17 protein-coding genes and 2 pseudogenes are annotated in these 19,250 nt (G+C 62.7%); 9 read left to right on the forward strand and 10 right to left on the reverse strand.

The features are described 5' to 3' along the window. Positions 1 to 125: 125 nt before the first annotated feature. Positions 126 to 632 (reverse strand): winged helix-turn-helix transcriptional regulator, encoded by a 507-nt coding sequence (locus tag LE197_RS15085; protein WP_003086962.1) that lies wholly within the window; start codon positions 630 to 632, stop codon positions 126 to 128. 108 nt (positions 633 to 740) lie between these two features. Between LE197_RS15085 and fabF the strand changes: the two are divergent. Then, a pseudogene (gene fabF / locus LE197_RS15090) lies at positions 741 to 2,008 on the forward strand (beta-ketoacyl-ACP synthase II). Between the two features lie 244 nt (positions 2,009 to 2,252). Here the strand turns inward: fabF and LE197_RS15095 are convergent. Genes LE197_RS15095 through LE197_RS15110 form a run of 4 tightly spaced genes read right to left on the reverse strand, consistent with a single transcriptional unit; the run spans position 2,253 to position 5,595 of the window. After that, positions 2,253 to 2,726 (reverse strand): hypothetical protein, encoded by a 474-nt coding sequence (locus LE197_RS15095; RefSeq protein ID WP_015648461.1) that lies wholly within the window; start codon positions 2,724 to 2,726, stop codon positions 2,253 to 2,255. 15 nt (positions 2,727 to 2,741) lie between these two features. Beyond that, positions 2,742 to 3,098, reverse strand: coding sequence for a DUF6527 family protein (locus LE197_RS37300; RefSeq protein WP_071533907.1), 357 nt, complete (start codon positions 3,096 to 3,098; stop codon positions 2,742 to 2,744). Beyond that, positions 3,095 to 4,495, reverse strand: coding sequence for a ThiF family adenylyltransferase (locus tag LE197_RS15105; protein ID WP_023095891.1), 1,401 nt, complete (start codon positions 4,493 to 4,495; stop codon positions 3,095 to 3,097). The genes LE197_RS37300 and LE197_RS15105 overlap by 4 nt, the downstream gene beginning before the upstream one ends. After that, a complete protein-coding gene (locus tag LE197_RS15110) occupies positions 4,492 to 5,595 on the reverse strand; it encodes a multiubiquitin domain-containing protein (RefSeq protein ID WP_015648459.1) in 1,104 nt (367 codons plus the stop codon). Before LE197_RS15110 ends, LE197_RS15105 begins: the two co-directional genes overlap by 4 nt. A gap of 196 nt (positions 5,596 to 5,791) precedes the next feature. Between LE197_RS15110 and LE197_RS15115 the strand changes: the two genes are divergently transcribed. The 5 genes and pseudogenes from LE197_RS15115 (at position 5,792) to LE197_RS15135 (ending at position 10,834) form a co-directional block, all read left to right on the forward strand. Then, positions 5,792 to 5,956 carry a helix-turn-helix domain-containing protein gene (locus LE197_RS15115; RefSeq protein WP_264086481.1) on the forward strand — a complete coding sequence of 55 codons (165 nt, stop codon included), beginning with the start codon at positions 5,792 to 5,794 and terminating at the stop codon, positions 5,954 to 5,956. 185 nt (positions 5,957 to 6,141) lie between these two features. Then, positions 6,142 to 7,122: an IS5-like element ISPpu21 family transposase gene (locus tag LE197_RS15120; RefSeq protein WP_019437692.1), complete on the forward strand. Its 981-nt coding sequence runs from the start codon at positions 6,142 to 6,144 to the stop codon at positions 7,120 to 7,122. A gap of 343 nt (positions 7,123 to 7,465) precedes the next feature. Next, on the forward strand, positions 7,466 to 8,143 hold the full coding sequence (locus LE197_RS15125; protein ID WP_264086482.1) for an ImmA/IrrE family metallo-endopeptidase: 678 nt from the start codon (positions 7,466 to 7,468) through the stop codon (positions 8,141 to 8,143). Between the two features lie 154 nt (positions 8,144 to 8,297). Continuing rightward, positions 8,298 to 9,727 (forward strand): annotated as a pseudogene (locus LE197_RS15130) (IS1182-like element ISPmo1 family transposase). Positions 9,728 to 9,997: 270 nt separating this feature from the next. Then, a complete protein-coding gene (locus LE197_RS15135; RefSeq protein ID WP_003109588.1) occupies positions 9,998 to 10,834 on the forward strand; it encodes a PhzF family phenazine biosynthesis protein in 837 nt (278 codons plus the stop codon). Positions 10,835 to 10,995: 161 nt separating this feature from the next. Here the strand turns inward: LE197_RS15135 and LE197_RS15140 are convergent, their stop codons facing one another. The 4 genes from LE197_RS15140 to LE197_RS15155 all read right to left on the reverse strand — a co-directional run bounded on the left by LE197_RS15140 (position 10,996) and on the right by LE197_RS15155 (position 15,430). Further along, positions 10,996 to 13,437, reverse strand: coding sequence for a TonB-dependent siderophore receptor (locus LE197_RS15140; protein WP_023109031.1), 2,442 nt, complete (start codon positions 13,435 to 13,437; stop codon positions 10,996 to 10,998). A 77-nt stretch (positions 13,438 to 13,514) separates the two neighbouring features. After that, positions 13,515 to 14,357 (reverse strand): FecR family protein, encoded by an 843-nt coding sequence (locus LE197_RS15145; RefSeq protein WP_003118651.1) that lies wholly within the window; start codon positions 14,355 to 14,357, stop codon positions 13,515 to 13,517. Continuing rightward, positions 14,354 to 14,878 (reverse strand): RNA polymerase sigma factor, encoded by a 525-nt coding sequence (locus LE197_RS15150; protein WP_003086922.1) that lies wholly within the window; start codon positions 14,876 to 14,878, stop codon positions 14,354 to 14,356. Before LE197_RS15150 ends, LE197_RS15145 begins: the two co-directional genes overlap by 4 nt. 228 nt (positions 14,879 to 15,106) lie before the next feature. Further along, complete coding sequence (locus LE197_RS15155; protein WP_023109032.1) at positions 15,107 to 15,430, reverse strand: hypothetical protein; 324 nt, start codon at positions 15,428 to 15,430, stop codon at positions 15,107 to 15,109. A 412-nt stretch (positions 15,431 to 15,842) separates the two neighbouring features. Between LE197_RS15155 and pmpM the strand changes: the two genes are divergently transcribed. Further along, the gene (gene pmpM / locus LE197_RS15160) at positions 15,843 to 17,276 is read left to right on the forward strand and encodes a proton-coupled multidrug efflux MATE transporter PmpM (RefSeq protein ID WP_023109033.1); all 1,434 of its coding nucleotides are present in this window, start codon (positions 15,843 to 15,845) and stop codon (positions 17,274 to 17,276) included. On the opposite strand, the gene rhtA is transcribed toward pmpM, so the two are convergent. Beyond that, positions 17,259 to 18,152, reverse strand: a complete 894-nt coding sequence (rhtA, locus tag LE197_RS15165) for a threonine/homoserine exporter RhtA (RefSeq protein ID WP_016263733.1) — start codon at positions 18,150 to 18,152, stop codon at positions 17,259 to 17,261. The genes pmpM and rhtA overlap by 18 nt on opposite strands. On the opposite strand from rhtA, the gene LE197_RS15170 reads away from it, so the two are divergent. Both LE197_RS15170 and LE197_RS15175 read left to right on the forward strand, forming a co-directional pair. After that, entirely contained in the window at positions 18,151 to 18,801 is a 651-nt protein-coding gene (locus LE197_RS15170) for a helix-turn-helix domain-containing protein (protein WP_003082844.1), read from the forward strand. The two genes, rhtA and LE197_RS15170, sit on opposite strands and share 2 nt — an antisense overlap. Before the next feature lie 37 nt (positions 18,802 to 18,838). Continuing rightward, positions 18,839 to 19,237: a VOC family protein gene (locus LE197_RS15175; protein ID WP_003106807.1), complete on the forward strand. Its 399-nt coding sequence runs from the start codon at positions 18,839 to 18,841 to the stop codon at positions 19,235 to 19,237. Positions 19,238 to 19,250: the final 13 nt, after the last annotated feature.

Consider the following 19,250-nt stretch of genomic DNA (forward strand, 5'->3'; position numbering starts at 1 on the left):
ATGCGCAAGCCTCGACGATCGCGTTTTTCCCAACCACGACCGCGAACGATGGCCAGCTACAAGGAACAGAACCGCGAACGCCTCGTCCGTCTCCTCGACCAGGCGGCGGACGCCAGGGAGCCCGTTCATCGAGCCGGTAGCTCGCTCCGCTCCGGCATGGCCGCCAGGCGCTGGCGCATTTCCTCGCTGGCGGCAGGCCCGGCCTGCACGGTGCATTGCTCCAGCGGTACCGTTCGGCCATCGGCGAGAGCCGCCATGAACGAGCGCACCGGCCGCCCGCTTGTTCGCTCGACGAGCTGCACGCTCTGCCCTTCCTCTGCGTAGTGGCGATTGCCCCAGGCGACGAAAGCCATGAGCACGACGCGAAAATCCTCGCCCTTGGCCGTGGGCACGTACTGATAGCGCAGCGGACGCTGGCTGTAGGGCTGGCGTTCGAGCAGGCCCGCCTCCACCAGCGCGTTCAGGCGCCGGGTGAGCATGTTCGGCGCGATATCCAGGCTGCGGGAAAATTCGTCGAAGCGGCGCAGGCCCTGTAGTGCATCGCGCATGATCAGGATGCTCCACCATTCGCCGACCCGTTCCAGGCTGCGGGCGATGGGGCATTCGGCATCGGCGAAGGTCTTGCGTTGCATGGTTCTTCCTTGGCGAGGCTCACAAAGTGCTGGTCCGCATGTTACTTTCATGATGATAGTTACGTCCACTGACTGCTATTCCAACGGAACAGAAGGACTCGGACCCTCATGAGCAAACGTATCGTCGTCACCGGCATGGGCGCGGTCAGCCCGCTGGGCTGCGGAGTCGAACCCATATGGCAACGCCTGCTGGCCGGGCAATCGGGCATCGCCACGCTCCCGGCGGAGCTGATCGGCGACCTGCCCATCAGCATCGGCGGCCAGGTCCCCGACCGTGTCCAGGACCCGCAGGCCGGCTTCGACCCCGACCTGCTGCTGGCCGCCAAGGAACAACGCAAGATGGACCGCTTCATCCTCTTCGCCCTGGCCGCCGCGCAAGAGGCCCTGGCGCAGGCCGGCTGGGCGCCGCAGAGCGCCGAGGCGCAGGAGCGCACGGCGACCGTCATCGCCTCCGGGGTGGGCGGCTTCCATGCCATCGCCGAAGCGGTGCGGACCACAGACGGCAAGGGGCCGCGACGCCTGTCGCCCTTCACCATCCCGTCCTTTCTCTGCAACATGGCGGCCGCCCATGTGTCGATCCGCCATGGCTTCAAGGGACCGCTGGGCGCCCCGGTGACCGCCTGCGCGGCGGGCGTGCAGTCCATCGGCGACGCGGCGCGGATGATCCGCGCGGGAGAGGTCGACGTGGCGCTCTGCGGCGGTGCGGAAGCGACCATCCACCGGGTCAGCCTGGCCGGCTTCGCCGCCGCGCGCGCCCTGTCCAGCGATTTCAACGACAGCCCCGAGCGCGCCTCGCGCCCCTTCGACCAGGCCCGCGACGGCTTCGTCATGGGCGAAGGCGCCGGCCTACTGGTCATCGAGGAATTGGAGCACGCCCTGGCGCGCGGCGCCAAGCCCATCGCCGAGCTGGTGGGCTACGGCACCAGCGCCGACGCCTACCACATGACCGCCGGGCCGGAAGATGGCAGCGGCGCCCGCCGGGCCATGCAGCAGGCGCTGCGCCAGGCCGGCGTGGAAGCGACCGCGGTGCAGCACCTGAATGCCCATGCCACCTCCACCCAGGTAGGCGATAAGGGCGAACTGGCCGCCATCAAGGCCGTGTTCGGCACCGGCAGCGGGCTCGCCATCAGCGCGACCAAATCCACCACCGGCCACCTCCTGGCGCCGCCGGCGGCATCGAGGCGATCTTCACGGTCCTGGCACTGCGCGACCAGCTCGCCCCCGCCACGCTCAACCTGGAAACGCCCGACACCGACGCCGAGGGCCTCGACCTGGTTCGCGGCGAAGCCCGGCGCTGGCCGATGGAACATGCGCTGTCCAATGGCTTCGGCTTCGGCGGGGTGAATGCCAGCCTGCTGTTCCGGCACTGGGTGTAGCGCGGCCGGCCCTCCGCCAGGCGCTCCTGAGCGCGCTGGCGGAGGGGAAGCCTCTCATGTCGCAGCGCGTGTGGGTTTTCCTGGTGCTGTAACTGCGTCGTGACGGTCTGTAGGCGCGATCTGGATTCGTGGGGCAGGAAATTGCTTGTGGAGTGGGCGTTCGATGGCCGCTTTCGGCCAATAACGGTCACTCGACTCCCGTATCTCACGCTGCCTTTAGGCTTTGATTGGCCAGGCTCGAGATTCATGTGCGATGAGTGCGACTCTTGACCACCGTTTGCTGGACTATCCGGCGATTAATCTTCTCTTTCCATGCCAATTGGCTGGGCGACAGCTTTCGGCTTCGCATGGTTTGAAGGAGGAAGCTGTACTCCTTTTCTCCATATAGATAGCCCATCTTCCACGCATGCTCGATCAAGTCATGATTGGCATTTGCCTTGAGGTCACTAGCTATCCGCTTGAGGCCCTCAAACAGATTGCCGGTATTGATCTGGAGGAAGCGGTTGATGCAAACGTTGCCGACATACGTTTGATTGCCGTTTAGGCTGTTCCTGATATAGCAGTGCTCTTTGATGTCCTGGCCACAGGGGCATTGATCGAATTCCTCGGTTACCTCGATAGCTACCAGGCTCCATTCTCGACGCGCTACCTCGAAGTCGTCCGAAACAGAATGCATCAAGATGTGTGCTTTTAACCTTTCGAAATTGTGTCCGTCCATCACATCGTCTCCCGTCTAGTCTGCTTTACCGCACCAATGAATCCGCCCTTTTCTAACCCAGAAATGGGAGCGACACCCGGTAGTTCTCCAGATGGATGGGTACAAGGTTGGTCGACCTTTACCATCGACAGAAAGGCTCCATCTCTGCCTTGCACCTTTGATCAGAGCTACCTCAAGGACGTCCCCGCAGCCACATGGGCACAGGAATCCTGCCGACCAACTCTCACCATCATCAACCAGATGGATAAGCTGGTTTGGGCGTATGTGTGCCGGCAGGATGTCACCCTCTACTCGGTAAGTCCGGAGCCGCAGCCCAAACCATCTGGATGCGGCTTCACGGACTACTCCCCAGATTCGAATCATCCAGGTCATTGCTTGGCCCTCAGCAAGGGCAGCCCAAGTAGAGGTTCGTTCAAACCTGTTCCCAGCTTCGGCGACTCTTGCGGGGTAAAGTCAGCTTCCGAGAGGTACTCGTACTCCTTTTCGGCCAGACTAAACATGGTTCGAGCACAGCTGCTGTTTCCATCCAAACGATAGGGGTAGAGTCTAGCAATTAGCTCCTGAACGACCATGCTGGCAGCATGCATATTCACTGTGATCACGGACGGTGATTGCTCTAGACTGCCAGGCATATAGCCAACTTTCACCTGTTCTGCATAAGCCTCAGGATCCCGCTTGGCTAACTCTTCAGCTCTCAGAGAAGCCGAGGTGTAGACCTTGCGGTCGAAGAGAGTCGATCCACCTGGTTGCACATAGTCGACTCGCCCGTGGATATCGAGAATCGCGAGCCTGTCGTCTCTATCCCGGCGCACCGGAATGACTACCCCGACATCAAAGAGCGGCATCATGAAGGCAGCGCTTATTGCGTCGCAGATGAAGCGGCCTTCTTCACTATCTACGCAGCAGAAAAGGATGTCGGCCTCTGCTACCGCAAGAACCGCCTCCCTTGTAGCGATCGAAGTCGGTACGCATTTAAGAGATATTCCAGGGCGAAAGGCGGCCGCGGCTCTACGGAAAACATTCACCTTCAACTGACTTTCAGCCGCATCAGCAACGGTGGAGTTGATGATCCTATTCAGGTTCCGGTTTTCAACCTGGTCGTAATCCACGACTACCATGCCCCCGAAGCCAATACGGGCGAGCTGCTCTGCAGCAATGCTGCCAGTGCCTGAGTAGCCAATTACTGCCACGGTAAGCCTGCCTAACTCCGAACGCATCTCGTCTGAAAAGGCAATTGCGTGGTGCAAGGGTTGGTTGTCATCGTTCCAGAAGAGACGGATATCGTCTCCGTATACCGCTACCAGATTTATCGGTGCCATCTGATGCTTGTAGTCATAAACCCGGGCTCTGATTGCCCCGCCCGGCACCATGATTGCGCTCCCATGAACCACATCCGATTGATCAGCTGACTCGAGATTGGCAAACACTTGGGGAATGACCTGGGCATCAGATTCCGAGTCCGATTGGGAGAAATCGTAGAGCCCTCCTGGGTGGGAGTGGATCAGCACAAGCGATAGCTCATCAGGCTCCGCTAGAACCACTGCCTCCAAGAGTCTTCTTCCAGGCCACTCAAGGTAATCACGAACTCGAGTGCACTCGCCATAAGGAACCAACACAGCGTCCTTGCAAAGCAGCTTCAGTCTGTTCTCTGTTCGCATGCGCTTGCAGAGCAAGATTGCCACCGCCTCAAGGCCATCTGGTGGAAGAAGGTGTTGTTGAAGGCGCGCATGCAGCGCGCCTGTTAGCACCAAGGTTGTGCCGGCGCTCATTGCCCTAGCTCCCGGGCAATCGACTCTTCCACCAGCCCGATGTGCGAAAGCACAGAGTCTCGCGTGGGCGACCACTGCCCTTGATTCCTGTGGCGAGACCAGCGCTGGAACTCGATTCCGTTTACCACCTGACGGTATTCGGTTTGAGGAATCTGGACGCCGCTTGCCAAGACGAGCGGCGGGTTGCAGTAGAACATGTCGATTTCTGCGACAGGGTAGTTCTGGGGGATTTCTATGGCTAAGCAGGTGCTTGTTTGGAGATATCCCTTTGGTACCGGGTAGTCCCGGATCAACAGCCAACGCCTGCCATCATCAACGGTTTCCCAGAACAGCCCCCGAGCGTCCAAGTAGGTCTCGTCTTTTGCCAGCAAGGCAAAGTCCCGCCGGACGGAGCAGGGGATTTCGCCGTTGTTAATCGTGTCAGAAATGAGCTGAAGGCGCTCGATGCCCGGTTTCGTCAAGTCGATGCTATCTGCCAAACCAACTTCGCGTTTGGGTTCGCCTCGTACCTTTAAGCGAATGATCCAGCCTTGATCTGGATCGATGCCTGCCAAGAGCAGTGCATCGCGAACGACTATCTCTGGCTCAAGCGACTCGACGAGCACCCCATGCACATCCAGCTTCCATTTGCGCCGGCGGCTGTACATGCGCTCAACTCCAGGGGCCAGAAGGTTAACAACAGCTCCTTCTTCCAGCTCCATGTCAGGCTCGTCACGGTACTCCAGCCACACCTCCATAGTGTTCGGTACACGTCCTACTTTGCGAACATCCTCTGTGGTCAGAAGGCCAGCCCACGCAAAGCGCAGATCGTTCAGCATGAAGTAGAAGACTGCATCCGCTTGCATCGCCAGGAATTCCGCAACCGAACCATTGCGAGGCAATGAAATAGTTTCGTCCAGGCCGAGCTCTTCGGTCGGCCCGTGTTCAGGCCAGCTCAGAAGCACGTACTCTGTAACTGGTTGCAGGCCGGCGGCAGCCAGAATCTGGCGTGCGGTAGGAGCCCAGTCACGGACATCTACCATCTCGCCATTGATTTTCACAACAGCGGAGTGGCCAGCGTTCGGCTGATGAGATGGGGTAAGAGGAAGGTCGGTAGTCATTGCCACGTTCTCCGTATAGACACAATTTTGTTCGGTGACACCGAACGACGAGAGCACAATGCTCCCGTTCAGCTGTACCTGTCAACAGGTACTATTTCGTTCGTTATAATGGTATTGTGGTCGACCCACTAAGAAGGAGGCGCTTGTGACATCACCCCTTGGACAGAGAATCAGCACCAGGAGGCGGGAGCTAGGCATGTCGCTAGAGCAGCTGGCTGTGCTTACCGACTCGAGCAAGAGCTACCTATGGGAGCTAGAAAATCGCGATAAACCGAACCCGTCCTTGGATAAGGTGACCAAAATCGCAACGGCGCTAAATCTCACACCAGAGGCACTGCTAGGAACAGCGTCCCCGATTTAGCAGCTGAAGCGGACAAAGCGTTTTTCCGCAAATACCAAGAGCTGGACGATAAGGACAAGGAACGGCTTAGGAAAATGGTCGACGATTGGTGGAGCTGACTCAACATGACTCTAACCCCTAAGGAAACTCTGAAAAAGACTTCCTGATTTGGCAAAATCCGCCGACTTCACCCGCAGAGCTTTCCGATGAAGCAGATGACCTTCGCCGACGCCGAGTACGCCGGCAAGCGCAAGCAGACCCGCAAGGAACTGTTCCTGATCGAAATGGAACAGGTGGTGCCGTGGCAGGGCCTGATCGCCCTGATCGAGCCGCACTACCCGAAGGGTGAAGGCGGTCGTCCCGCCTATCCGCTGATGGCGATGCTGCGCGTGCATCTGTTGCAGAACTGGTTCGGCTACAGCGACCCGGCGATGGAGGAAGCGCTGTACGAGACGACCATCCTGCGCCAGTTCGCCGGGCTGAGCCTGGAGCGTATCCCCGACGAAACCACCATCCTCAACTTCCGTCGCCTGCTGGAGCGCCACGAGCTGGCGGCCGGGATTCTGGCGGTGATCAATGGCTACCTGGGCGACCGTGGCCTGTCGCTGCGCCAGGGCACCATCGTCGACGCCACGCTGATCCATGCGCCGAGCTCGACCAAGAACAAGGACGGCAAGCGCGATCCCGAGATGCACCAGACCAAGAAGGGCAACCAGTACTACTTCGGCATGAAGGCGCACATCGGCGCCGACAGCGAATCCGGCCTGGTACACAGCGTGGTGGGCACGGCGGCCAACGTGGCCGATGTCACCCAGGTGGACAAGCTGCTGCACGGCGAAGAGAACCTGGTCAGCGGCGATGCCGGCTATACCGGCGTCGAGAAGCGTGCCGAGCATGCAGGCCGCTCGGTCATCTGGCAGATTGCGGCGCGGCGCAGCACTTACCAGCAACTGAGCAAGCGCAGCCCGCTGTACAAGGCCAAGCGCAAAATCGAGAAGGCCAAGGCGCAGGTACGTGCCAAGGTCGAACATCCATTCCGGGTGATCAAGCGCCAGTTTGGTTACACCAAGGTGCGCTTCCGTGGCCTGGCCAAGAACACCGCACAACTGATTACGCTGTTTGCGCTGTCGAATCTGTGGATGGCGCGGCGGCATTTACTCGCGAACACAGGAGAGGTGCGCCTGTAACACGGCGAATAGCCGCTACGGGGTACGCGTAGCGGCTAAAAACCCTACATAAGACGACGATCTGAGCGCTTTTTGATCGATGGATCGCTTCAAAAAACAGCGAGGTCTGTAGTCGGCCAGAAATACGTGGCTACTTCAGACCATCCCTAAGAGCGAAGCAATTCGTATATCTCGAGTTTTGCAGCACGTCTTGGGGCCCGATCGATTCCCGGTCAACGTTAGAGAGTTGGCGCTTGAATGGTCGTCGCAGACTTGCCCAGATCAGCCAATTCTGGGAATCAAGCCGGTGCCGTTACCTTCGTTCGAAGGCATGCTAGCAAAGAGCCCAAAGGGCGATGGGTGGATGATTGGCGTTAACGAGGATGTTGAGTCAGAAGGTCGAATTCGCTTCACCATTGCCCACGAGTTTGGCCACTACATACTCCATCGCGAGCGTCAGTCTCACTTCAATTGCTCGAATCAAGACATGCACACCTGGGATCCCCATGGGCGTGAGATAGAGCTCGAAGCCGATACATTTGCATCCTATTTGCTGATGCCGCTCGACGACTTCAAAGCACAGATAGATGGGCAGCCATTCTCATTGGACCTGCTTCGTCACTGCGCAGACCGATACGGTGTTTCTGTCACGGCAGCAGCCTTGAAATGGCGGGAGGTTGCACCAGGTCGAGTGATCGTTCTCTCAGCCAAAGATGGCTTCCTTGACTGGTCCTGTTCAAACGAGCGGGCATTTCGATCAGGTGCTTACTTCGCAACTCGCAAAGCCCCCATTGAACTGCCTGCTGAGTCGATACTGAACCATGCAGCACGATCAGTGGGTGGACAGTCCGGAGTCGTTCCTGCAAGTGTCTGGCTTCCGCGAGAAAATACCGAGTTTGAAATTGAAGAGCATGCCTTTGTCATCGAGGGCCATGACTACAACTACACGCTAGGTGTTTTGATCCTGCCTGAAGTAGAAAGGTATCTCGTGGGCGAGGATGAGCTGCTTTCCCCTTTAACTGGGGTACCGTCATTCCGATAGAGCCAACGTCGCTGCAGTAATATGGCTGCGGCGGTAGCTATCTACATCGGTTCAGCTAGTTACCAGCGAATGGCTCCTATTGCCCCAGAGTGTGTAAAAACATCCCGGTAAACCCTTGCTATGATTTCCGAGAATCTCATCGCAAGGGACGCCCATGAAACGGTTTATCCAGGGTGAACATCGAGGTCAAAGCACCTTACTTCCCGAAAGCCTCGACGACTACGTCAGCGATACCAATCCGGTTCGGGTGGTTGACGTTTTCGTCGATGAACTCGATTTGGCCAATCTAGGTTTTGATGGCGTCATTCCAGCCGAAACCGGCAGACCTGCCTACCACCCGGCGATCCTGCTGAAGATCTACATCTACGGTTACCTAAACCGAATTCAATCGAGCCGACGTCTGGAGCGAGAAGCCCAGCGCAACGTCGAACTCATGTGGCTAACCGGGCGTTTGATGCCCGATTTCAAGACCATCGCCAACTTCCGAAAAGACAACAGCAAGGCCATTCGCGGCGTCTGCCGCCAGTTCGTTTTGCTCTGCCAGCAGTTGGGGTTGTTTGACGAAAACCTGGTTGCCATCGACGGCAGCAAATTCAAGGCAGTGAACAACCGTGACCGCAATTTCACCAGCGCCAAACTGAAGCGGCGCATGGAAGAAATCGAGGCGAGCATCGGCCGTTATTTGGCTGCGCTCGATGCGGCTGATCGACAGATTCCTAGCGCCTCCGCGCCAGACATTGCCAGCCTGGAAGATAAAATCGCCAAGCTCAAATCGCAGATGAAAGAGCTTCAAGGGATCGAAACTCAGCTCAACGATTCCCCTGACAAACAGGTTTCGCTGACCGACCCGGATGCCCGTTCGATGATGACGCGCGGCAGCGGTATCGTCGGCTACAACGTGCAGACGGCGGTCGATACGCAGCACCATTTGATTGTTGCTCATGAGGTCACCAACAGAGGTTCTGACCGCGACCAACTCAGCTCGATGGCCAAGCAAGCTAGGGAAGCCATTGGCGCAGAAACATTGTCGGTAGTCGCCGACCGAGGCTACTTCAAGGGTGAAGAAATCCTCGCCTGTCACGATGCAAACATCACCGCTTATGTGCCAAAGCCGATGACTTCAAGCGCCAAGGCTGATGGCCGGTTCAACAAAGATGCCTTCGTTTATGACGCGACGAAAAACGAATATACATGCCCGGCTGAGAGGCACTGATTTGGCGATTCTCCAGCGTTGAGAAAGGCATGAATATGCACTGTTACTGGAGTTCAAAGTGCCAGAGTTGCGCGCTGAAAACCCAGTGCACGCCAAGCACAAATCGTCGAGTAAGGCGCTGGGAACATGAAGCGGTGCTGGAGGAAATGCAACGCCGGCTGAACCAAGCACCGGAGATGATGCGGGTTCGAAAACGGACTGTTGAGCATCCCTTCGGGACGCTCAAACAATGGATGGGAGCAACGCACTTCCTGACTCGAAAACTGAATGGGGTGAGCGCAGAAATGAGCTTGAATGTGCTCGCCTACAACTTGAAGCGGGTGATGAAAATCATCGGCACCGAAGGCTTGTTGAAGGCGATGGCGGCGTAAAAGCCCAGCTTTTACTGCCCCAAGAGGTGCCAAAGCGCTTCATACGCGCTCTGAAGCGTTACCGGCGCTGATCGTGGTAAATAATCGGGAAATCGCCACGCCCAGGAGCAATGGGCTGAAGCACGCAAGATAAGAAAGTGTTTTTACACACTCTGGCCCGATTGCGGCCTCTTACGAGAGACCCCAAGCCTCCCCCCCGAAAATCCGAGCCCCGGTTTCAGACATCCGCCCCCTGCCCTATCCTCCCCCGCCACAACCCCAGGAGGCCCCATGCCGGTTTCGTTACCCTTCGAGCAAGTCGATGTCTTCTCCGAACAGCCCTTCAAAGGCAACGCCGTTGCCGTGGTGATTGGTGCCGACCGCCTGAGCAGCCAGCAGATGCTGGAGTTCGCTGCCTGGACCCAGTTGAGCGAGACGACCTTCCTGCTGCGGCCGACCGTTGCCGAAGCCGACTATCGCGTGAGGATCTTCACCCCGTTGCGGGAGTTGCCCTTTGCCGGGCATCCGACGCTGGGGAGCTGCCAGGTCTGGCTGAACCAGGGGGGCGGCAATGCTGCTGACGAGATCGTCCAGGAATGTCTGGCGGGCCTGATCCGCATCCGCCGCAAGGGCGCCTTGCTGTCGTTCGCGGCGCCTCCCCTGCTTCGTGGCGGAGCAGTCGAAGACGAGGTGTTGCGACGGATCGAGAGCGGGCTTGGCCTGTCCCCGGGGCAGGTACTCGGCAGCCAATGGGTGGACAACGGACCCGGCTGGGTCGCCGTTCGGCTGGCCACGCGTGACGAGGTCCTGGCCATTCGCCCGGACTACGCGAAGCTCGACGGGCTCAACGTGGGCGTGGTCGCGCCCTGGCAAGGTCCCCAGGCGGAGGCGGATGTGGAAGTGCGCGCCTTCATGGGCGAGGAGCTCAATGAAGACCCCGTCACCGGCAGCCTCAACGCGAGCCTGGCGCAATGGCTGATCGGCACGGGAGTCATGCCCGGGCGCTACACGGCGAGCCAGGGCACGGCCTTGGGTCGCCGGGGGCGGATAAGCGTCGAGCAGATCGGCGGCGATATCTGGATCGGCGGTGAGGTGCAGCCGGGCATGTCGGGGCAGGTCGTGTTCTGAGCGGGACGGCGTACCCTGTCCTTCCCCATTACCTGGCCGACCTGGATCGGCGTCCGGCATTGGACGGAAATGCCTGCCCATGACAACGGGGCCGCCTTCCCTCTGGAAGCACCCTCCCTGCCCACCGGGCCCGCCCAGGCCCGGTGGCTCCGCCCTCCCCCTCACCAGTTGTGCGTATAGCTCGCCGTCAGCACCGTGCCCGGCGCCGGCAGGTGGCTGGTGTTGTTGTTGTTGCGCAGCAACTGGCTGTAGAGCGGGTAGTAGTCGCGGTTGAACAGGTTCTGGATGCCCAGGCTCAACTGGTCGTCGGGGGTGATGCGGTACTGGCTGACCAGGTCGACCGTGGTGTAGGTGCTGACCTGGCGCCGGCCGAAGCTTTCCACGCCGTCGAGACGGTAGTCCTTGGAGTCGAAGAAGGTGGCCTGCAGGCGGTTGTTCCAGTCGGCATCCGGCTTGTATTGCAGGTAGGCGGTCAGCTTCAGCGGCGGCACGCGGTAGCCGGTCATGTCCTGCCAGTCCTTGCCGTCCGGCTTCTCGCGTCCGCGCATCCAGGTGGCGCTGCCGCCCGCGCCCCAGACTTCGTCGTCGCTGAGCCAGTCGGCGCTGGCCTCGACGCCGTAGATGCGCTCCTTGGTGCGGGTGAGGATCAGGCCGTTGTTGAAGCTCTGCACGTCGCCCAGCTTGGAGGTGGTGTAGAACAGCGCCAGGCTGCCCAGGGTGTTGCCGCCGATGGCGCCACGCCAGCCGAGTTCGTAGTTGTTGGTCTTCACCGGTTCGAGGTTCGAGGAGCCGATATCGAAGCCACGGTGGGCGTTGCGCAGCTGGATGCCGACATCGGGCAGCTGGAAGCCCTGGCTGAAGGAGGCATAGATTTCCTGGCCAGCCACCGGCGAATAGACGATGCCGAGGTTCGACAGCACCGCGTCGTAGTCGAGGTCGCCGCCCTTGACGGTCACCGGCGAGGCGGCCTTGGACTCGGAGAGCGGGACGAAGTCGTCGAATTCGGCGGTGGAGTATTCGTAGCGCAGGCCGCCGTCGATCGACCAGTGTTCGTCGAAGCGATGCTGCAACTGGGCGAACGCGCCGGCGCTGCGGGTGCGTAGCGGCGGCATGTAGGTGAGCTTGCCGATCTTGTCGAAGACCAGCCCGCCGCTGGCGTCGTAGGCCGCCGGGTCGAACACGTCGAGCGGCATGTCGCTGCGTTCCTGGTTGTAGTCGCCGCCCCAGACCAGTTCGGTATTGCCGCTTTCGCCCAGCGGCGTGCGCAGGGTCAGGCGGCTGCCGAACACTTCGCTGTTCTGCATGATCTGGTCGACATTGCCGCCACGGGTGGAGACGGCGCGGGCGTCGAACGGAGTGAAGCGGGTGAAATAGTCGCGGTAGTAGAGCTGCGCGGAGAGCCGGCTGCCGAGGATGTCGAGGTTCTCGTACTCGAGGTTCGCCAGGGTGTTGCGGATGCGGTTCTGCTCGTCCAGCTCCAGGCCCTTGATCGCGTTGGCCGGGACCGAGCCCGGCGGCAGCTTGGCGACCCTCGGGTCGGTGGCGTAGTCGGTGTCCTGGCGGGCGTCGTAGTGGCTGAGGGCGAGCTGCACGCGCTGGTTCTCGTCGATGCGCAGGCCGAGCTTGCCGCCGATGTTGTAGACGTTCGAGTCGAACAGGTCGCCCTGGCTGGGTTCCGGGGCGATGCGGTCGCCATGGGCGTCGTAGGAAGCGCCGACGTGGCGGGTGCCGAAGTCGAACGAATAGTCGAGCGCCCCCAGGGAGCCGGCGAAGTATTGCTGGAACTGACCGCCGAGGCCATCGCTGCCCAGCCGGGTCAGCGGCGAGGTGGCGCTGAGACGGGTCTCCGCGCGGTTCTCGCCGCCGGCCGGACGGGTGGTGATGGAGATGATCCCGCCGGTGGCGCCACTGCCGTAGATGGCGCTGCTGCCACGGATGACCTCGATCCGCTCGATCAGCGCCGGGTCGATGTTGGCCAGGTTGCGCGAGGAGTCGCGGTTGGTGTTCAGCGGCACGCCATCGACCATCACCAGCATGCTGCGCCCGCGCAGGGTCTGGCCGTATTCGGTGATGGTGCGGCTGGAATCGGACATCCCCGGCACCGCCTTGGCCAGCACGGTGGCCAGGCTGTCGGAGCCCTGGCGCAGCTCCTCCAGTTGGGCATGCTCGATGACGGTGGACTGGCGCGTGGCGGAGACCAGGTCGCTGCTGGTGCGCGAGGCGGTGATTTCCATCTGCTCCATGTCCAGCGGTTCGCTGCGGGCTTGCGTAGCGGGCACGGCGGCTTCGCTGGCCGGAACGACGATGAAGGTATGTTCGTCCCTGGCCTGCGCCTTCAGGCCGCTATCCCTGAGCAACTGGCGCAATGCCTCTTCGGGGGTGAAACGCCCCTTCAGCGCGGGCGCCTGGCGGCCGGCGCCGAGATCGCCGGCGAAAAGGATCTGTACCGAGGATTGTTGCGCGAGGGCGTTGATCGCCTGGCCGAGCGGCGCGGCGGGCAGATCCACGTCGAGCTTTTCCTGGCCCTGGGCCGACACCGCCAGGAGCAGGCTGCTGGCGAGCAATGAAGGACGCAGGTGGCGACTGCGGAGGGAAAAATGCACGTCTCGATTTCCTATGCAGGTTGGCTTTTCCTGGATAGCCGCCACGGCGCGCGGGAAACCCTACCTGCGTCCGAGAATTATTTTCGCGTCGATTTGCGTTGGATCTCGACGCTGCCGTCCTCCTGCCGCGACACGGCCACGGGAAGGATGCTCGGCAGCAGGTCGAGCAGCCGGTCGGCGTTGTGCGCGGCGAAGACGCCGGTCAGCCGGAGGGAGGCCAGGCTGGGGTCGTCCAGGAGAATGGGCGCCTTGCGATAATGGCGCAGCAGCGCGACGGCTTCGCCCAGGGGCGTGCGCTCGAAGACCAGGCGGTCGTCTTTCCAGGCCATCGCCGTGGCGGCATCGACCTTGGCCAGCGGCATCAGTTGCCCGCCAATGGCATCGACCTGCTGGCCCGGCAGGAGCACGACTGGCGCTTGCGCCGTAGCCGAGGTGCCGACCTCCACCCGGCCACGCTCCAGGGTCACGCGGACATCGTCGTCCAGGCGGCGCACGTTGAACCGGGTGCCGAGCACGCGGATGTCGGTCGAACCCACGGACACCACGAAGCGCCGATAGCGCGCCGGGGATACCTCGAAAAGCACCTGCCCCGCGCGCAACGCGACCCGGCGGCTGAGCGGGTGCCAACTGACCTCGATCTGGCTGCCGCTGTCGAGCAGGAGCTGGCTGCCGTCGGCCAGGGTTACGTCGCGCCGCTCACCGATGGCGGTGGCGAAGCGCTCGCGCTTGTAGGCCGGGTCCAGCCAGGCCAGGGCGCCGATGGCCAGCGCCAGCAATAGCGCGACGCCGGCCGCCTTGCTTGCCTTGCGCGATTTCGGCCGGGAGGGCGGCAGCGGGAACAGATCCTTCAGCGCGTCGCGATGGCGCTCCAGGGCGTCGTCCAGCGGAACCTGCCCATTCCGTTTCGAGGGCTGGGTCATGGCCGTGCCTCGCCGCGGCCGAGCCGTTCCCGGCAGGCCGCCAGTCCGAGGCGCAGGTGCTTTTCCACGGTCTTGACGGAGATGCCGAGGCGGTCGGCGACTTGCGCCTGGGGAACTTCGTGGATCTTGTGCATGACGAAAACGGCCTGGCAGCGAGGAGGAAGCGTGGCGATGGCGTCGACCAGTGCCTGGAACTCGCGCTCGGCCTCATGGCGACCCATGGGCGTCGCCGCCATGCAGGCGACTTCCGGAAGCTCGGCGACGGCTTCCACCCAGGCGGTTCGACGACGGTCGCTACGATAGCGGCTCACGGCGGCGTCGTGGGAGATTTTCCGCAGCAGGGCCAGGGGCGTGTGCACGTCCTCCTTCTCGTCGCGTTCGAGCAACTGCACGCACACGTCGTGCACCACTTCGCGCGCCATGCCCCGGTCGCCGAAGCGCCGGCGAACATGGTCGACCAGTTCCTCGTAGTGACGAACCAGTGTGGACAACAGCGTCGGCTTGGCGGGATCGAACGGCACGATGCACCCAGGAAAGGAGCCTGGCTCCGAAGAATGGGGGTCGAGTGTAAATGAGAAACAGTCGCAGATGAAAGACCGGTCATCGTCAGGGATTGCCTGGGTTGGCGTGCGTAGCGGGCAGGTGGCTTTCGCCCGACCGCGCAACTGCCGAGCCAGGGCGGAGAGGGATCCCCTTTTCGCCCCGCTACTCAACCCCCCGGCCTTGCCGGGGGGCACCGCCTCCGTCGGTTATCGGTGTCTGCGTGCGTATTCCGCCTCGAACAGTGACAGGGCGTCGCTGAGCAACGACAGCAGGGAACCGGTGATGCGGCAGATGCTTTCGCCGGGCTCTTCGGTTTCGTCGAACAGGTCGAGGACGCTCAGCGTTCCGATCGCCGACTCCAGCCGGCGGCGGGCGGTGTAGAACAGGTCTTCGCTGGCTGCGCTGCTGTCCAGGTAGAGGGTGGCGCAACCGGGGTGCTGGTTGCATTGCGAGGTGCGTCGCAGGGGGATGAAGGTGGAAGGGGACTGTGCGGTTATTGCGGGATTCGACGTATCATCGGCCTTAGCCATGGGTCAGCTCCTTGATTAGCTGGTCTCTGGTTAGCGGGTCGTAGGTGTTCCTGCACCTGCGGCCCGCGTCTTTTCTGCCCCCAAGAAAACAGATGGAGTTGGCGACCCCTCCATCTTCCTCCTACTGGTTTTTTATCCAATTCCTGGGCGTCTGAGAGAGGCTGCGGAAAAGTCTGGGGGAGGTGTCCGGCGTTTCCAGGGCATGTCATCCGCCGCTGTCACGGGTATGTGGCGGATAACCGCCAGGCGGTTATTCGCCCTACGGGGTCGGGCCTCAAGCGGGCAGCGCGGGGTCGTTTGTCTGCGCGTAGCGCGGTGGGGGGCTGGGCAACCGGCACGACCCTGTTGACCCTTCCTGACCACCCCGTCAACCCGTAAACTACGCGGTTCCCCTGCCCAGACAAGGACTGCCGTGAACAGCCCCGCCCTGCCCCTTTCCCGTGGCTTGCGCATCCGCGCCGAACTCAAGGAACTGCTGACCCTCGCCGCGCCGATCATGATCGCGCAACTGGCGACCACCGCCATGGGCTTCGTCGATGCGGTGATGGCCGGGCGCGCCAGTCCGCACGACCTGGCAGCGGTGGCGCTGGGCAACTCCATCTGGATCCCGATGTTCCTGCTGATGACCGGCACCCTGCTCGCCACCACGGCCAAGGTCGCCCAGCGCCATGGCGCCGGCGACCAGCCCGGCACCGGGCCGCTGGTGCGCCAGGCGCTGTGGCTGGCGCTGCTGATCGGACCGCTGTCGGGGGCGGTGCTGTGGTGGTTGTCGGAGCCGATCCTCGGCTTGATGAAAGTGCGCCCGGAACTGATCGGGCCGAGCCTGCTGTACCTCAAGGGCATCGCCCTGGGCTTCCCGGCGGCGGCGCTGTACCACGTACTGCGCTGCTACACCAACGGCCTGGGACGGACCCGGCCGAGCATGGTGCTGGGGATCGGCGGGCTGCTGCTGAACATCCCGATCAACTACGCGCTGATCTACGGCCACTTCGGCATGCCGAAGATGGGTGGCCCCGGCTGCGGCTGGGCCACCGGCTCGGTGATGTGGTTCATGTTCCTCGGCATGCTGTTCTGGGTGAACAAGGCCTCGATCTACCGCGCCAGCCAGTTGTTCTCGCGCTGGGAGTGGCCGGATCGCGCGACCATCGGCCCGCTGGTGGCGGTCGGCCTGCCGATCGGCATCGCGGTGTTCGCCGAGTCGAGCATCTTCTCGGTGATCGCCCTGCTGATCGGCGGGCTCGACGAGAACGTGGTGGCCGGCCACCAGATCGCCCTGAACTTCAGCGCGCTGGTGTTCATGATTCCCTATTCGCTGGGGATGGCGGTGACCGTGCGGGTCGGCCACAACCTCGGCGCCGGCCTGCCGCGCGACGCGCGCTTCGCCGCCGGCGTGGGGATGGCCGCGGCGCTGGGCTACGCCTGCGTCTCGGCGAGCCTGATGTTGTTGCTGCGCGAGCAGATCGCCGCGATGTATTCGCCGGACCCGGCGGTGATCGCCATCGCCGCCTCGCTGATCGTGTTCTCCGCGCTGTTCCAGTTCTCTGACGCCCTGCAGGTCACCGCCGCCGGGGCCCTGCGCGGCTACCAGGACACCCGGGTGACGATGATCATGACCCTGTTCGCCTACTGGGGCATCGGCCTGCCGGTGGGCTACAGCCTCGGCCTCACCGACTGGTTCCAGGAACCCACCGGACCGCGCGGCCTGTGGCAAGGCCTGGTGGTGGGCCTGACCGGCGCGGCGATCATGCTCTGCATCCGCCTGGCGCGCAGCACGCGGCGCTTCATCCGCCAGCACGAGCGCCTGCAGCGGGAGGACGCGGAGGCCGCCTCAGTCCTTGGCCGGTAGCGCCGGGGCGGCGACACGCGACTTGACGCTGAGGGTAGTGCCGACCGAGGCGAGGATGATCGCGCCGATGGCCAGCCATTGGGTCGGGCTCAGCCGCTCGCCGAGGAACAGCAGCCCGGAGAGCGCGCCGAAGGCCGGCTCGATGCTCATCAGGGTGCCGAAGGTGCGCGCCGGCAGGCGGGTCAGCGCGACCATTTCCAGGGTGTAGGGCAAGGCCGTGGAGAGCACCGCGACGCCCAGCGCCAACGGGATCAGCGCCGGGTCGAGGAGGTCGGCGCCGGCGTGGGCGACGCCGATCGGCACAACCAGGATCGCCGCCACCAGCACCCCCAGCGCGGCGCCCTGGGCGCCATGGTCGGCGCCGGCGCGCTGGCCGAAGAGGATGTACAGCGCCCAGCACACGCCGGCACCGAGGGCATAGGCGGCGCCGACCAGGTCGAGCGGCTCGGCGCTGTTGCCCAGCGGCAGCAACAGCCAGATGCCGAACACCGCCAGGCCGATCCAGAGGAAGTCCAGCAGGCGCCGCGAGGAGAGGATCGCCACCAGCAGCGGCCCGGTGAACTCCAGGGCCACCGCGATGCCCAGCGGCACGGTGCGCACCGAGAGATAGAACAGCAGGTTCATGCCGCCCAGGGCGATGCCGTAGACCACCACCGAGCGCAGCGATTGCAGGCTCAGGCGCTTGCGCCAGGGACGCAGGAGCAGCAGCAGGATCAGCGCGGCGAAGAACAGCCTTAGGGCCGTGGTGCCCTGGGCGCCGACCAGGGGGAACATGCTTTTCGCCAGGGAGGCGCCGCTCTGGATCGAGGCCATGGCGATCAATAGCAGGCCGACCGGCAACAGCGTTCCGGCGAGGCCGCGGGAGGTGGAGGTCATGGAAGAGGTCCGGCAGTGGGAAGCAGCCCGATGGACTGCGGGAAACGGGATGTGCACTATAATGCGCAAAACCGCGACAGTGAGCAATATATTGCCCAACCCTACCGAACGCCCCAGCGTCCTCGAACATGTCTCCGGCAACGTCCGCCGCCTGCGCCTGCAAGCCGGCCTCAGCCAGGAAGCGCTGGCCCGCGCGGCCAGTGTCAGCCGGCGGATGCTGGTGGGCATCGAGAGCGGCGACGTCAATGTCAGCCTGTCGACCCTCGACCGTATCGCCGCCGCCCTCGGCGTGCTGTTCCCCGACCTGGTCCAGGCACCGGCCACCGACCGCTCGCGGATCAATGCGGTGGCCTGGGTCGGCCACCACCCCGAGAGCCGCGCCACCCTCCTCGCCAGCGCACCGGCGCGGCGCGAGGTGGAACTCTGGGCCTGGTCGCTGGGACCGGGCGAGCGCTACGTATCGGAACCCGACGCCGCCGGCTGGCGGGAGATGGTTCTGGTCATCGAAGGTCGCCTGCGCCTGGAACTGGCCGACGGCGAACGGCGCATCGAGGCCGGCGACTTCCATGCCTTCGCCAGCGACCAGCCGTACGCCTACGTCAACGACGGCGACGAGGTGGTGCGTTTCACCCGCAACGTGGTGAGCTAGGCTCTAGCCTCGAGCCAGCCTTCCAGAGGAGACCGCGATGAGCGCACGCGTACGACCCTTCCTGATGTTCCAGGGGGTCCAGGCCGAGGCGGCCATGAACTTCTACCTGTCGCTGTTCGACGACGCCGAGATCCTCCAGATCCAGCGCTACGGCGCCGAGGGGCCGGGCCCGGAGGGCTCGGTGCTGAAGGCGCTGTTCCGCCTCGGCGACCAGAGCGTGCATTGCATCGACAGCCATGTGCGGCACGCCTTCGATTTCACCCCGGCGTTCTCCTTCTTCGTCGACTGCGAGAGCAACGCGCAGATCGAGCGCCTGGCCGAGGCCCTGAGCGACGGCGGCAAGGCCCTGATGCCGCTCGGCGACTACGGCTTCAGCCAGCGTTTCGCCTGGCTGGCCGACCGCTTCGGGGTGTCCTGGCAGCTCAATCTGGCCTGAGCCCGGCAGTTGC

This window comes from Pseudomonas sp. PS1(2021) (assembly GCF_020405165.1).
In the GTDB taxonomy this organism is placed as follows: domain Bacteria; phylum Pseudomonadota; class Gammaproteobacteria; order Pseudomonadales; family Pseudomonadaceae; genus Pseudomonas; species Pseudomonas aeruginosa.

Bases quoted from the DNA above. Each gene is read 5' to 3' on its own strand.
- rhtA (WP_016263733.1), bottom strand. From the start codon at position 18,152: ATGACCTCCACCTCCCGCGGCCTCGCCGGAACGCTGTTGCCGGTCGGC.
- LE197_RS15145 (WP_003118651.1), bottom strand. From the start codon at position 14,357: ATGACCCAGCCCTCGAAACGGAATGGGCAGGTTCCGCTGGACGACGCC.
- LE197_RS37300 (WP_071533907.1), bottom strand. From the start codon at position 3,098: ATGACCTGGATGATTCGAATCTGGGGAGTAGTCCGTGAAGCCGCATCC.
- LE197_RS15120 (WP_019437692.1), top strand. From the start codon at position 6,142: ATGAAGCAGATGACCTTCGCCGACGCCGAGTACGCCGGCAAGCGCAAG.
- LE197_RS15155 (WP_023109032.1), bottom strand. From the start codon at position 15,430: ATGGCTAAGGCCGATGATACGTCGAATCCCGCAATAACCGCACAGTCC.
- LE197_RS15095 (WP_015648461.1), bottom strand. From the start codon at position 2,726: ATGGACGGACACAATTTCGAAAGGTTAAAAGCACACATCTTGATGCAT.
- LE197_RS15105 (WP_023095891.1), bottom strand. From the start codon at position 4,495: ATGAGCGCCGGCACAACCTTGGTGCTAACAGGCGCGCTGCATGCGCGC.
- LE197_RS15110 (WP_015648459.1), bottom strand. From the start codon at position 5,595: ATGACTACCGACCTTCCTCTTACCCCATCTCATCAGCCGAACGCTGGC.
- LE197_RS15125 (WP_264086482.1), top strand. From the start codon at position 7,466: ATGATTGGCGTTAACGAGGATGTTGAGTCAGAAGGTCGAATTCGCTTC.
- LE197_RS15115 (WP_264086481.1), top strand. From the start codon at position 5,792: ATGTCGCTAGAGCAGCTGGCTGTGCTTACCGACTCGAGCAAGAGCTAC.
- LE197_RS15135 (WP_003109588.1), top strand. From the start codon at position 9,998: ATGCCGGTTTCGTTACCCTTCGAGCAAGTCGATGTCTTCTCCGAACAG.
- LE197_RS15175 (WP_003106807.1), top strand. From the start codon at position 18,839: ATGAGCGCACGCGTACGACCCTTCCTGATGTTCCAGGGGGTCCAGGCC.
- LE197_RS15170 (WP_003082844.1), top strand. From the start codon at position 18,151: ATGGAAGAGGTCCGGCAGTGGGAAGCAGCCCGATGGACTGCGGGAAAC.
- LE197_RS15085 (WP_003086962.1), bottom strand. From the start codon at position 632: ATGCAACGCAAGACCTTCGCCGATGCCGAATGCCCCATCGCCCGCAGC.